At 69.5% G+C, this 13,441-nt stretch carries 11 protein-coding genes; 9 read left to right on the top strand and 2 right to left on the bottom strand.

Going from position 1 to position 13,441, the window contains the following annotated elements:
• Nucleotides 1-42 precede the first annotated feature (42 nt).
• Nucleotides 43-2,790 carry a pyruvate dehydrogenase (acetyl-transferring), homodimeric type gene (aceE, locus tag H4687_RS14615; protein ID WP_046912574.1) on the bottom strand — a complete coding sequence of 916 codons (2,748 nt, stop codon included), beginning with the start codon at nt 2,788-2,790 and terminating at the stop codon, nt 43-45.
• A 413-nt stretch (nt 2,791-3,203) separates the two neighbouring features.
• On the opposite strand from aceE, the gene H4687_RS14610 reads away from it, so the two are divergent.
• The 6 genes from H4687_RS14610 to H4687_RS14585 all read left to right on the top strand — a co-directional run bounded on the left by H4687_RS14610 (nt 3,204) and on the right by H4687_RS14585 (nt 7,778).
• Entirely contained in the window at nt 3,204-3,641 is a 438-nt protein-coding gene (locus tag H4687_RS14610; RefSeq protein ID WP_020115348.1) for a DUF3052 domain-containing protein, read from the top strand.
• A 120-nt stretch (nt 3,642-3,761) separates the two neighbouring features.
• Entirely contained in the window at nt 3,762-4,220 is a 459-nt protein-coding gene (locus tag H4687_RS14605; RefSeq protein ID WP_046912576.1) for a peroxiredoxin, read from the top strand.
• Between the two features lie 114 nt (nt 4,221-4,334).
• Nucleotides 4,335-4,910 carry a calcium homeostasis/redox stress adaptation protein gene (locus tag H4687_RS14600; RefSeq protein ID WP_005478762.1) on the top strand — a complete coding sequence of 192 codons (576 nt, stop codon included), beginning with the start codon at nt 4,335-4,337 and terminating at the stop codon, nt 4,908-4,910.
• 171 nt (nt 4,911-5,081) lie between these two features.
• The gene (locus H4687_RS14595) at nt 5,082-5,657 is read left to right on the top strand and encodes a TerD family protein (protein WP_005478759.1); all 576 of its coding nucleotides are present in this window, start codon (nt 5,082-5,084) and stop codon (nt 5,655-5,657) included.
• 125 nt (nt 5,658-5,782) lie between these two features.
• Complete coding sequence (locus H4687_RS14590) at nt 5,783-6,928, top strand: DUF475 domain-containing protein (protein ID WP_046912573.1); 1,146 nt, start codon at nt 5,783-5,785, stop codon at nt 6,926-6,928.
• A 109-nt stretch (nt 6,929-7,037) separates the two neighbouring features.
• The gene (locus H4687_RS14585; protein ID WP_050398272.1) at nt 7,038-7,778 is read left to right on the top strand and encodes a TerD family protein; all 741 of its coding nucleotides are present in this window, start codon (nt 7,038-7,040) and stop codon (nt 7,776-7,778) included.
• A gap of 21 nt (nt 7,779-7,799) precedes the next feature.
• Here the strand turns inward: H4687_RS14585 and H4687_RS14580 are convergent, their stop codons facing one another.
• Nucleotides 7,800-8,630 (bottom strand): TerD family protein, encoded by an 831-nt coding sequence (locus H4687_RS14580; RefSeq protein WP_050398273.1) that lies wholly within the window; start codon nt 8,628-8,630, stop codon nt 7,800-7,802.
• A gap of 190 nt (nt 8,631-8,820) precedes the next feature.
• Here H4687_RS14580 and H4687_RS14575 point away from each other — a divergent pair, with 190 nt between their 5' ends.
• From H4687_RS14575 to H4687_RS14565, 3 genes are read left to right on the top strand one after another with little or no spacing between them, the layout of a single operon-like run.
• Nucleotides 8,821-9,987: an HpcH/HpaI aldolase/citrate lyase family protein gene (locus H4687_RS14575; RefSeq protein WP_046913847.1), complete on the top strand. Its 1,167-nt coding sequence runs from the start codon at nt 8,821-8,823 to the stop codon at nt 9,985-9,987.
• Nucleotides 9,988-10,007: 20 nt separating this feature from the next.
• Nucleotides 10,008-12,605, top strand: a complete 2,598-nt coding sequence (locus H4687_RS14570) for a phosphoribosyltransferase (RefSeq protein ID WP_046913848.1) — start codon at nt 10,008-10,010, stop codon at nt 12,603-12,605.
• Nucleotides 12,605-13,423 (top strand): HAD family hydrolase, encoded by an 819-nt coding sequence (locus H4687_RS14565; protein WP_046913849.1) that lies wholly within the window; start codon nt 12,605-12,607, stop codon nt 13,421-13,423. The genes H4687_RS14570 and H4687_RS14565 overlap by 1 nt, the downstream gene beginning before the upstream one ends.
• Nucleotides 13,424-13,441: the final 18 nt, after the last annotated feature.

Here is a 13,441-nt window from a genome sequence, read left to right as displayed (position 1 = left end):
GTGAACCCACCGGTTCACCACCCCTTGACCACGAAACGGATGCTATGCGTCGCCTCCGGCGGCGCCCGGGTCCGCCGCCGCCACGTCGAGCAGCTGGTAGCGGTCGATGGCCTGCTTCAGCAGCGAGCGGTCGACCTTGCCCTCACGGGCCAGCTCCGTCAGGACGGCCACCACGATCGACTGCGCGTCGATGTGGAAGAAGCGCCGGGCCGCGCCCCGGGTGTCCGCGAAGCCGAAGCCGTCCGCGCCCAGCGACTGGTACGTGCCCGGCACCCACCGCGAGATCTGGTCCGGCACCGACCGCATCCAGTCGGAGACGGCCACGAACGGCCCCTCGGCGCCGCTCAGCTTCTTCGTCACGTACGGCACGCGCTGCTCCTCCTCGGGGTGCAGCAGGTTGTGCCGCTCCACCTCGACGGCCTCGCGGCGCAGCTCGTTCCAGGAGGTCGCCGACCAGACGTCCGCCTTCACGTTCCAGTCGGCGGCGAGGATCCGCTGCGCCTCGACCGCCCACGGCACGGCCACGCCGGAGGCGATGATCTGCGCGGGGATCGAGCCCGCCTCTCCCGCCCTGTAGCGGTGGATGCCCTTGAGGATGCCGTCGACGTCCACGTCCGCCGGCTCGGCCGGGTGCTGGATCGGCTCGTTGTAGACGGTGAGGTAGTAGAAGACGTCCTCGCCCGGCTTGCCGTCGGCACTCTCGCCGTACATCCGGCGCAGGCCGTCCTTCACGATGTGCGCGATCTCGTACCCGAACGCCGGGTCGTACGCGACACAGCCCGGGTTCGTCGAGGCGAGCAGCTGCGAGTGCCCGTCGGCGTGCTGCAGACCCTCGCCGGTCAGCGTCGTCCGTCCGGCGGTCGCGCCCAGGACGAAGCCGCGTGCCAGCTGGTCGGCCATCTGCCAGAACTGGTCGCCGGTGCGCTGGAAACCGAACATCGAGTAGAAGACGTAGACCGGGATGAGCGGCTCGCCGTGCGTCGCGTACGCCGAACCGGCCGCGATGAGGGAGGCCGTGCAGCCCGCCTCGGAGATGCCGTCGTGCAGCATCTGACCCGTCGGCGACTCCTTGTACGCGAGCAGCAGATCGCGGTCGACCGCCTCGTACTGCTGGCCGAGCGGGTTGTAGATCTTCGCGCTCGGGAAGAACGAGTCCATGCCGAAGGTGCGGTACTCGTCGGGGGCGATCAGCACGAACCGCTTGCCGATCTCCTTGTCCCGCATGAGGTCCTTCAGCAGCCGTACGAACGCCATGGTCGTGGCGATCGACTGCTGACCGGAGCCCTTCTTCACACTCGCGTACGTCTTGTCCTCGGGCAGCGGCAGAGGCTTCGCCCGCACGACACGCGTCGGGACGTACCCGCCGAGCCCCTTGCGGCGGTCGTGCATGTACTGGATCTCCTCCGAGTCCCGCCCCGGGTGGTAGTACGGCGGCGCGCCGGACTCCAGCTCCTTGTCGGAGATGGGCAGGTGGAGGCGGTCGCGGAAGCCCTTGAGGTCGGCGACCGTCAGCTTCTTCATCTGGTGCGTGGCGTTGCGGCCCTCGAAGTTCGGGCCCAGCGTCCAGCCCTTGACCGTCTTGGCCAGGATGACCGTCGGCTGGCCCTTGTGCTCGTAGGCGGCCTTGTACGCCGCGTAGATCTTGCGGTGGTCGTGCCCGCCACGGCCCAGGTGCAGGATCTGGTCGTCGGTCATGTTCGCGACCATCGCGCGCAGCCGGTGGTCGTCACCGAAGAAGTGGTCCCGGATGTACGCGCCGGTCTCGGTGGCGTACGTCTGGTACTGGCCGTCCGGCGTGGTGTTCATCCGGTTGACCAGCACACCGTCGCGGTCCTGGGCGAGCAGCGGGTCCCACGAGCGGTCCCAGACCAGCTTGATCACGTTCCAGCCGGCGCCCCGGAAGACCGACTCCAGCTCCTGGATGACCTTGCCGTTGCCGCGCACCGGGCCGTCGAGGCGCTGGAGGTTGCAGTTCACCACGAAGGTCAGGTTGTCGAGGTGCTCGCGGGCGGCGATCGTGAGCTGGCCGAGCGACTCCGGCTCGTCCATCTCGCCGTCGCCGAGGAACGCCCAGACATGGGACTTGGAGGTGTCCGCGATGCCGCGCGCCTCCATGTACCGGTTCATCCGCGCCTGGAAGATCGCGCCCAGCGGGCCGAGGCCCATGGACACCGTCGGGAACTCCCAGAAGTCCGGCATCAGGCGCGGGTGCGGGTAGCTGGACAGCCCGTACGGCGCCTTCGACTTCTCCTGGCGGAAGGCGTCCAGCTGCCGCTCGTCGAGCCGGTCCAGCATGAACGCGCGGGCGTAGATGCCGGGGGAGGCGTGGCCCTGGAAGAAGATCTGGTCGCCGCCGTCGCCCTCGTCCTTGCCGCGGAAGAAGTGGTTGAAGCCCACGTCGTAGAGGGAGGCGGAGGAGGCGAAGGTCGCGATGTGGCCGCCGACGCCGATGCCGGGCCGCTGGGCGCGCGACACCATCACGGCGGCGTTCCACCGCGTCGCGTTGAGGATCTTCCGCTCGATCTCCTCGTTGCCCGGGAAGAACGGCTCGGCCTTGGTCGGGATGGTGTTGACGTAGTCCGTGCTGCGCATCTCGGGCACGGCCACGCGCTTCTCACGGGCCCGCTCGATGAGCCGGAGCATCAGGTAGCGCGCGCGCTCACGGCCGCGCTCGTCCACGGCGGCGTCGAGCGAGTCGAGCCACTCCTGGGTCTCCTCGGGATCGAAGTCAGGGACCTGACTCGGAAGGCCGCCAATGATGATCGGATTGCGATCGGATCCGGAAGCCACGCTGTTCCTTAGCTGTCAGAGGGCCGCTCTTCAGGGGTTCTGCAAGGGTGTTCTCTAGGTGCCTGCACCGCCACCATCGTGTACCTCAAGGACGTAAACGTCACCTCTACCGGGAGGTAACCAGGGTGGTCGTCCGCTCGACAAAGGTAGTAAAGGTATTCGATGCTCGTACCCCCGGATGGTTGCCGAATGCGCAAAACGGGCAGAACGGTGTGGCGTGCGTCACGTGAGGCGGTGAATCGGCGCAGAGAGTTGCGGTGACACGGCCCGGATCGTCACCGTTTCGGCGGTCTGGAAGGCTGGGTACTTGCGCGATCGGTCCCGCCCGTGTGGACTACGGCCATTGCTTCGCGCACGCGCGTGGCTCATTCCCCAGGGGGCGACCCCACCCGAACATGATCAGGAGGCAACCCGTGAGCGCGACCGCGGACCACGCGGAGGAGCGGACGAACCCTGCCGCAAGGCTGGGGTTCCAGCCCGAGCAGGTGGTCCAGGAGATCGGCTACGACGACGACGTCGACCAGGAGCTCCGCGAGTCCATCGAAGAAGTCGTGGGCAGTGAGCTCGTCGACGAGGACTACGACGACGTGGCCGATGCCGTCGTGCTGTGGTTCCGAGACGACGACGGCGACCTGACCGACGTACTGGTGGACGCCACCACGTACATCGAGGAAGGTGGCTCGATCCTGCTGTTGACGCCCAAGACCGGGCGGGACGGCTATGTGGAGCCCAGCGACATCTCCGAAGCCGCGACGACCGCGGGGCTGTCCGCGTCGAAGAGCGTCAGCGTCGGCAAGGACTGGAGTGGGAGCCGGCTGGTGACGCCGAAGGCGGCGAAGTCGAAGAAGTAGTGACGTGAACCCGCGCCCCTGGAGAGAGGGCCCCCACGGGGGCCACCCCTCCAGGGGCGCGCCGTTTCCCCTGCGTAGGCTGGGCCACCCGAACGGTCCATGAAGGGACTCAGGAACATCATGGCGATCCAGGTCGGCGACAAGGCTCCCGACTTCGAGCTGAAGGACAACCACGGGGCCACCGTGCGGCTCGCGGACTTCCGCGGCGAGAAGAACGTGGTGGTGCTCTTCTACCCGTTCGCGTTCACCGGGGTCTGCACCGGCGAACTGTGCGAGCTGCGGGACAACCTGCCGAAGTTCGTCAACGACGACGTGCAGCTGCTGGCCGTGTCGAACGACTCGATCCACACGCTGCGGGTCTTCGCCGAGCAGGAGAACCTGGAGTATCCGCTGCTGTCGGACTTCTGGCCGCACGGCGAGGTCTCCCGGGCGTACGGCGTGTTCGACGCGGACAAGGGCTGCGCGGTGCGCGGCACGTTCATCGTCGACAAGGAGGGCATCGTCCGCTGGTCGGTCGTCAACGCCCTGCCGGACGCGCGGGACCTGAACGAGTACCTCGCCGCCCTCGACACCCTGTGATTCCTCGGTTCCAGGACCTTCGGGGATCGGGAACCCGTCACTAGGATCGACACGTTGATCCGACACCAACGCAACGCAGGGGCTCCCCGCCCCTGAAACCAAACGGAGGACTTCGTGGGAGTCAGCCTCAGCAAGGGCGGCAACGTATCGCTGACCAAGGAGGCGCCGGGCCTGACCGCGGTCATCATCGGACTGGGGTGGGACATCCGCACCACGACCGGCACCGACTTCGACCTGGACGCCAGTGCCCTGCTGCTGGACGCGTCGGGCAAGGTCAGCAGCGACGCCAACTTCATCTTCTTCAACAACCTGAAGAGCCCGGACGGCTCGGTCGAGCACACCGGTGACAACCTCACCGGTGAGGGCGAGGGCGACGACGAGCAGATCAAGGTCAACCTCGCGACCGTCCCGGCCGAGATCGAGAAGATCGTCTTCCCGGTCTCGATCTACGACGCCGAGAACCGCCAGCAGTCCTTCGGCCAGGTCCGCAACGCGTTCATCCGCGTGGTGAACCAGGCCGGCGAGGCGGAGATCGCCCGCTACGACCTCTCCGAGGACGCCTCCACCGAGACCGCCATGGTCTTCGGCGAGCTGTACCGGCACGGCGCCGAGTGGAAGTTCCGCGCCATCGGCCAGGGCTACGCCTCGGGTCTGCGCGGGATCGCCCAGGACTTCGGTGTGAACGTCTGAGTCGCGGGGGAGTACCCCCTGGACTTGCCGACTCACCACGTCCGGCGCCGCTGTCGTCACCGACGGCGGCGCCGGACGCGCTCGTACGACGGGGGCGGGCCGTCCACGCGCGTACGCACACAACTGAACAGTTGAGCAACTGAAGCTCGAAAATCGGGGAGGACCAGCACCATGGGCGTCACACTCGCCAAGGGAGGCAATGTCTCCCTCTCCAAGGCCGCGCCGAACCTCACTCACGTGTTGGTCGGCCTCGGCTGGGACGTCAGAACCACCACCGGAGCCCCTTTCGACCTCGACGCCAGCGCTTTGCTGTGCCAGGGCGGCCGGGTGCTGGGCGACGAGTGGTTCGTCTTCTACAACAACCTCAAGAGCCCCGACGGCTCGGTCGAGCACACCGGTGACAACCTCACCGGTGAGGGCGACGGCGACGACGAGTCGCTGATCATCGACCTCTCCCGGGTGCCGGTCACCGTCGACAAGATCGTCTTTCCGGTCTCCATCCATGACGCGGAGAACCGGGGCCAGGCCTTCGGCCAGGTCAGCAACGCCTTCATCCGGGTCGTCAACCAGGCCGACGGCCAGGAGCTCGCCCGCTACGACCTGTCCGAGGACGCCTCCACCGAGACCGCGATGATCTTCGGCGAGGTCTACCGCTACGGCGGCGAGTGGAAGTTCCGAGCGGTGGGGCAGGGGTACGCGTCCGGTCTGCGAGGCATCGCACTCGACTTCGGTGTGAACGTCTCGTAGCGCTATATGCGCAAAAGCCGGGGCCGTGTGGGGTGCGAGGGGTACCCGACTAGACTTCGGGTTCAAAGTTTCGTAAAGCCGCGCGCGGCGCGGGGGAACCCCGTACACACACGATTGGGTAGCCAGTGGTTCTGAAAACCTTCGGCTGGTCGTTCGCGGTCACCGCGCTCGGCTTGGTAGCAGCGGTTCTCTACGACGGATGGACGGCGCTCGGGCTCGTCGCGATCCTGTCGATCCTGGAGATCTCGCTGTCGTTCGACAACGCGGTGGTCAACGCCGGGATCCTGAAGAAGATGAATGCCTTCTGGCAGAAGATCTTCCTCACCATCGGCATCCTGATCGCCGTCTTCGGTATGCGGCTGGTCTTCCCCGTCGTCATCGTCGCCATCAGCGCCAAGCTGGGTCCGATCGAGGCCGTCGACCTGGCGCTCACCGACAAGGACCAGTACCAGCAGTACGTGACCGACGCCCACCCGTCGATCGCGGCGTTCGGCGGTATGTTCCTGCTGATGATCTTCCTGGACTTCATCTTCGAGGACCGGGACATCAAGTGGCTGGGCTGGCTGGAGCGCCCGCTGGCCAAGCTCGGCAAGGTCGACATGCTGTCGGCCTGCATCGCGATGATCGTCCTGCTGATCACCTCGATGACCTTCGCGACGCAGGCGCACCAGCACGGCGGCGCCCATGTCGACAAGGCGCAGACCGTCCTGATCTCCGGACTCGCGGGCCTCATCACCTATCTCATCGTGGGCGGTCTCTCCGGCTACTTCGAGAACAAGCTGGAGGAGGACGAGGAGCGCGAGCACGAGGAGGAGGAAGCGGCGGCGCGCAGCGGCAAGCAGCGCTCGGCCGTCGCCCTCGCGGGCAAGGCCGCGTTCTTCATGTTCCTCTACCTGGAGGTCCTGGACGCGTCCTTCTCCTTCGACGGAGTCATCGGCGCCTTCGCCATCACCAACGACATCGTCCTGATGGCGCTGGGCCTCGGCATCGGCGCGATGTACGTCCGGTCGCTGACCGTGTACCTGGTCCGCCAGGGCACCCTCGACGACTACGTGTACCTGGAGCACGGCGCGCACTACGCGATCGGCGCCCTGGCGGCGATCCTGCTGATCACCATCCAGTACGAGATCAACGAGATCGTCACCGGTCTCATCGGTGTCGTCCTGATCGGCTGGTCCTTCTGGTCCTCCGTGCGCCGCAACAAGGCGCTGGCGGCCGAAGAGGGAAAAGCTGACGCCGCCGACAAGGCGGCGGTCTCCTCCGGGGTGTGACCACCCGTGCGGTGAGGGCAGGCTCTGAGCGGGGCGGCCGACGAGGACTCGTCCTCGTCGGCCGCCCCGCTGGTGGTCGACGCGACGAGACGGCGGGTGTGGGGCGGGCATGAGTTTCCTGGACAACCTCTGGCGGGGGCGGGCCTCGGAGTTCGACGCGGGCAACGCGGCGACCAACGCGATCGAGCTGACCAAGCGGCACCAGAAGGTGTCCCTCTCCAAGCAGAACGCCGCGGCGGGCCATCTGCGCGTCAACCTGTCCTGGCGGATGCGGACCTCCGACATCGGCGCCCCGAAGCGCCAGAGCGTACTGCGGCACCCGTTCAGGGCGCTGCGGCCGGAGGAGGTCCAGGCACACAGCCAGAGCATGGTGAACGTCGACCTCGACCTCGGCTGTCTGTACGAGCTGGCCGACGGGACGAAGGGGGTCGTGCAGCCGCTGGGCGGCTTCCTCGGCGACATCAACGAGCCGCCGTACATGCGCCTCAGCGGGGACGACCGCTTCGGGTCGGGGTCCGGCGAGACGATGTACATCAACCTCGACCACCGCGAGGCCTTCCGGCGGATGCTGGTGTTCGTCTACATCTACGACCAGACGCCGGCGTTCGACCGCACGCACGCGGTGGTGACCCTGTACCCGAGCAACGGTCCGCGCATCGAGATAGGCCTGGACGAGAGGCATCCACAGGCCCGGTCGTGCGCCGTGGTGATGATCGAGAACGTCAAGGGGGAGATCACCGTGCGCCGGGAGGTGAAGTTCGTCTACGGCTTCCAGGCCGAGCTGGACCGGCTGTACGGGTGGGGGCTGCAGTGGGGGCGCGGGTACAAGAGCAAGGCCGAGCGCTCCTAGGGAACCCCGGCGCCCCCGTCGTCAGCGGCCGATGAACTGCGGTCCCTGCGGCGGCAGACGGAAGTCGGGGTCCAGGGCCGCCGCCGTGTGCTGGGGGTAGCCGTACGCCGGGCCGTTGGTGGTGGCCGGGGTCGGCTGGGGGTGCGGATAGCCGTAGGCCGGCTGGCTGGGCTGCGTGGGGGCCGCCGGAGGGTAGCCGTACCCGGGCTGGGACGGGACGCCGGCCGGGGGCTGCTCGGGCGGCAGCGGGGCGGAGGTCTCGGGGGACGGGGGCTGGGAGGTGCCGCTCTGGTCGGCCCCCGCGGCGGTCGTCTCGTCGACCATGATGCCGAAGTTCGTGGCGAGACCCTCCAGGCCGTTGACGTACCCCTCGCCCAGGGCGCGGAACTTCCAGCCGCCGCCGCGGCGGTACAGCTCGCCGCAGATCAGGGCGGTCTCCTCGCCGGTCTCGGGCTTGACGTCGAAGTACGCCAGCGGCTCGGCGTCGGCGACCGTGGCGTCGTACAGCAGGATGCGCAGGGACGGTACGCGGTCGAAGGCGACGTCCCCGGCGGAGGCGACCAGGAGAATCTGGCTGACAGCGGACTCGACACCGGCCAGGTCGGTCTGGATCGTGTCGGTGGGGCCCTCGGCCACCCGTTTCTGGCCGAGCCGCCACACCTTGCCGGAGGGGTGGCGCGGCTGGTTGTAGAAGACGAAGTCCTCGTCGGACCGTACGCGGCCGTCGGGGCCGAGGAGCAGCGCCGAGGCGTCGACCACCGGGACGCCCTGCCCGGGCGCCCAGCGCAGCACGGCGCGGACCGCCGTGGCCTCGATCGGGATGTTCGACCCCTTCAGCATCGCGTGCGTCATGCGGTCATCCTGCCCTCTCGGTCCTGATCACGACAACGCGGGGGCGGCGAACCGCCGGTGGAATCGTTCAGCACCCGACATGGCCGGGTTACCAGAACTTCACGCCCGGTGGAAACTGATGTCACACATTTGTACGTACTATTACCGGCCACGATCGTGACCGGACGCCCAGCAGCCACGGGGGAACCACATGCGTCATTTCGGGCACATCGCCCCTGAGCAGCGCCAGCGCCTGTTCTACCGGGAGCCGGGAGTCTTCGACGCCGACTCCCCGGCCCGTGTGCTCTCCGCCGCGCTCGGCGCCACGCTCTACAGCCCGGCCACCCGGGAGCGGCTGGCCGACGACGTCGTCAAGCAGGCCGGACGCGGTGTGGTCTCCATGGTGCTGTGCCTGGAGGACTCCATCGGTGACGAGGAGGTCGTGGACGCCGAGGAGAACCTCGTCCGGCAGTTCGCCGACCTCGCCGAGCGGCCGGACGCCGAGCTGCCGCTGCTGTTCATCAGGGTCCGCCTCCCCGAGCAGATCCCCGACCTCGTACGCCGTTTCGGTCCGTCCGCACGCCTGCTGTCCGGATTCGTGTTCCCGAAGTTCACCGAGGAGCGGGGTGTGGCGTTCCTGGAGGCGCTCACCGCCGCCGAGTCCGCGAGCGGGCGGCGGCTGTTCGGTATGCCGGTGCTGGAGTCGCCGGAGCTGATGTACAGGGAGACGCGCGTAGAGGCACTCCAGGGCATCGCCCACACCGTCGACAAGTACCGCGACCGGGTCCTCGCGCTGCGTCTCGGCGTCACCGACTTCTGCTCCTCCTACGCCCTGCGCCGGGCGCCCGACATGACCGCCTACGACGTCCAGATCGTCGCCTCCGTGATCGCGGACGTGGTGAACGTGCTCGGGCGGGCCGACGGCACCGGGTTCACGGTGACCGGGCCGGTGTGGGAGTACTTCCGGGTCCAGGAGCGCATGTTCAAGCCGCAGCTGCGCACGAGCCCCTTCCTGGCGAACCGGGCCGGTCAGCTGCGCGAGTCGCTCATCGAGCACGCGCTGGACGGCCTGCTGCGCGAGATCTCCCTGGACCAGGCCAACGGGCTGCTCGGCAAGACCTGCATCCACCCCTCGCACGTCCTGCCCGTGCACGCGCTGTCCGTCGTCAGTCACGAGGAGTTCCACGACGCCCAGGACATCGTGCGGCCCGACCGCCACGGCGGTGGCGTACTGCGCTCCGCGTCCCGTAACAAGATGAACGAGGTGAAACCGCACCGCGCCTGGGCAGAAAGGGTTCTGCAGCGTGCCGAGGTGTTCGGTGTCGCCAACGAGGACATCGGGTTCGTGGACCTGTTGGCCGCGGGTCTGCCCGACTGACCGCCACGACTGAGGAATCGATGATCAACGCAGCGAACGACACGACCGGTACGCCCGACCCGTCCGGCGGGGTCTGGTCCGGCACCTGGGTCCGTGCGCGGCTCGGGGTCGAACTGGTCGGGGACGCGGAGCTGAGCGGGCTGCTCGGGCTCGCGCTGCGACGCAACCCCAAGCGGGCGCATCTGCTGGTGTCGAACGTCCTCGGCAAGCATGTGCCGCAGTCGCCGGCCGTCGTCCACGGGCACGGGTTCGCGCTCGGCCGCCGGGTGCGGGAGCTGCTGGGGGAGGCCGGGGCGCGGACCGCGGTCGTTCTCGGGTACGCCGAGACGGCCACCGGGCTCGGGCACTCGGTCGCGGACGGGCTGGGCGAGGCGCCCTATCTGCACTCCACCCGGCGCCCGGTCGAGGGCGTCCACCGGGCGGGCGGCTTCGAGGAGTCCCACTCGCACGCGACCTCGCATCTGCTGCTCCCGGAGGACCCCACCCTGCTCGCGGGGCGGGGCCCGCTGGTGCTCGTCGACGACGAGTTCTCCACCGGCAACACGGTCCTCAACACCATCCGCGCCCTGCACGACCGGTACCCCCGCGAGCGGTACGTCGTCGTGGCGCTGGTCGACATGCGGTCGGCCGCCGACCAGGGGCGGCTCACCGAGTTCGCCCGGGAGATCGGGGCGCGGGTGGACCTGGTGACCGCGGCGAAGGGGACCGTGCGGCTGCCGGAGGGCGTGCTGGAGAAGGGGCAGGCGCTGGTCGCGCGGTACGAGACCGCGTCCGCCGCGCCGGCCGGGAGGAGCGGGGCCGCGCGGGTCACCCGGGTCGAGCTGGGGTGGCCGCAGGGTCTGCCCGACGGCGGGCGGCACGGCTTCACCCCGGCGCACCGCGCCCGGCTGGAGGGCGCGCTGCCCGCCATGGCCGCCCGCCTCGCCGACGCCCTGCCGCCGGGTGCCCGGCGCGTGCTGGTGCTCGGTTTCGAGGAGCTGATGTACGCGCCGCTGGCGCTGGCCCGCGAACTGGAACGGCTGGTCGAGGGGCGGGCCGCCGGGGCGGAGATACGGTTCTCCACCACCACACGGTCACCCGTCCTCGCCGTCGACGACCCCGGCTACGCGATACGCAGCCGCCTCGTCTTCCCCGCCCACGACGACCCCGCGGACGGGCCCGGGGAGCGGTACGCCTACAACGTGGCCGGTGGCGGCTTCGACGCCGTCGTCGCCGTCGTCGACTCGACGGCCGACACCCCCGCCCTGCACGCCACCGACGGCCTGCTGGCCACCCTCGCCGCCCACACCCCCGCCGTGCTGCTCGCCGTGGTGCCCTCGTACGTCCCCCCGAACCGGTACGGCCGCGACGCGCGGCCCCGGCCGGGCACCCTCGGTGCGCGGGAGCCCGGGGCGGCTGCCCGTACCTCCGGACGCCGGGCGCCGACACCCCCCGACCCGCACCTCACCGAAAGGCCCTCCATGCTGCCCGACCCCCTGCGTGGTCCCGACTTCTCCTCCTACGCGGCCGACGAGGTGGGCTGGCTGCTGCGGGACCTCTCGGACGTCACGCTGGAGGCGCCCACCGAGGAGCGGGAGGAGGCCATCCAGAGCGGGGGCGCGCACTACGCGGAGTCCCTGCCGGTCGAGTACCAGCCGAGCGAGCAGTACCAGGCCCTCTTTCACAGCGCCCTCGACACCTCCGCCGAGCGGATCGCGGCGGCCGTCGGCGTGGTGACCGAGAGCGTGCTGGCCGAGCGGTCCGCGCGGCCCGTCCTCGTGTCACTGGCCCGGGCCGGGACGCCGGTCGGTGTGCTGATGCGGCGATGGGCGCGGTACCGGCACGGCATCGAGGTGCCGCACTACGCCGTGTCGATCGTGCGGGGACGCGGCATCGACGCCAACGCGCTGCGCTGGCTGGCCGCCCATCACGACCCCGCCGACGTCGTGTTCGTCGACGGCTGGACCGGCAAGGGCGCGATCACCCGTGAACTGGCCGCCGCCCTGCTGGAGTTCGAGAAGACCGACGGCGTCACCGGGTTCGACCCGGAGATCGCCGTGCTCGCCGACCCGGGGTCGTGCGTGCGGACGTACGGCACACGGGAGGACTTCCTCATCCCGTCCGCCTGTCTCAACTCCACCGTCTCCGGGCTGATATCGCGGACCGTGCTGCGCGCGGACCTCGTCGGGCCCGACGACTTCCACGGGGCCAAGTTCTACCGGGAGCTGGCCGGTGTGGATGTGTCGGTGGCCTTCCTGGACGCCGTCTCCGACCGCTTCGGTGACGTCCGGGACGCCGTGGACGCCCGCGTCGAGGAGCTGCTCGCCGCCGACCGCACGCCCACCTGGGAGGGCTGGGCGGCCGTCGAGCGCATCAGCGAGGAGTACGGCATCCACGACGTGAACCTGGTCAAGCCCGGTGTCGGCGAGACCACTCGGGTGCTGTTGCGCCGGGTACCGTGGAAGATCCTCGCGCGAGCCGGGGCGGGCGCAGACCTCGACCACGTACGCCTGCTCGCCGAACAGAGAGGGGTACCGGTGGAAGAGGTGGCCGAACTGCCGTACACATGCGTGGGGTTGATCCATCCGCAGTACACGCGGGGCGCGACCGGCGCCGACGGCAGGGCGGTGGCGGTCTGATGCCGGGTCCTCGGGTTCTCGTCGCGAGCGATCTCGACCGTACGCTCATCTACTCGGCCGCCGCGCTCGCGCTGACCATGCCGGACGCGCGGGCGCCCCGGCTGCTCACCGTGGAGGTGCACGAGAGCAGACCGCTGTCGTACATGACGGAGACGGCCGCGGAGCTGCTCGCCGAAGTGGGGGACGCGGCGGTCTTCGTGCCGACCACGACCCGCACACGCAAGCAGTACCAGCGGATCAACCTGCCGGGGCCGCCGCCCGCGTACGCGATCTGCGCCAACGGCGGGCATCTGCTCGTGGACGGCGTCACGGACGTCGCCTGGCACGAGCGGGTCACCGCCCGGCTCGCGGACGAGTGCGCGCCGCTCGCCGAGGTGCGGGCGCATCTGGAGGCCACGGCGGACCCGCTGTGGGTGCGCAAGCACCGGGTCGCGGAGGATCTCTTCGTCTATCTCGTCGTCGAGCGTGAGCTGCTGCCCGAGGAATGGGTGAAGGATCTCGCGGTGTGGGCCGAGAACCGGGGCTGGACCGTGTCCCTCCAGGGGCGCAAGATCTACGCCGTGCCGAAGCCGCTCACCAAGTCGGCGGCGATGCGGGAGGTCGCGCGCCGGACCGGGGTGGAGCTGACCCTGGCCGCGGGTGACTCGCTGCTCGACGCGGATCTGCTGCTCGCGGCGGACCGGGCCTGGCGGCCCGGGCACGGGGAGCTGGCGGACGAGGGGTTCATGGGGCCCGGGGTGACCGCGCTGCCCGAGCGGGGAGTGCTCGCCGGGGAGCGGATTCTTCGGGAGTTCCTGCGGGCGTCGCGGGAGCGGTGAGGTTTTTGGCCGTGTCGG

This window comes from Streptomyces stelliscabiei (genome assembly GCF_014873495.1).
GTDB lineage: Bacteria > Actinomycetota > Actinomycetes > Streptomycetales > Streptomycetaceae > Streptomyces > Streptomyces bottropensis.
The sequence above is the reverse complement of the archived record's forward strand: the minus strand, read 5'-3'. Positions and strand labels throughout refer to the sequence as shown.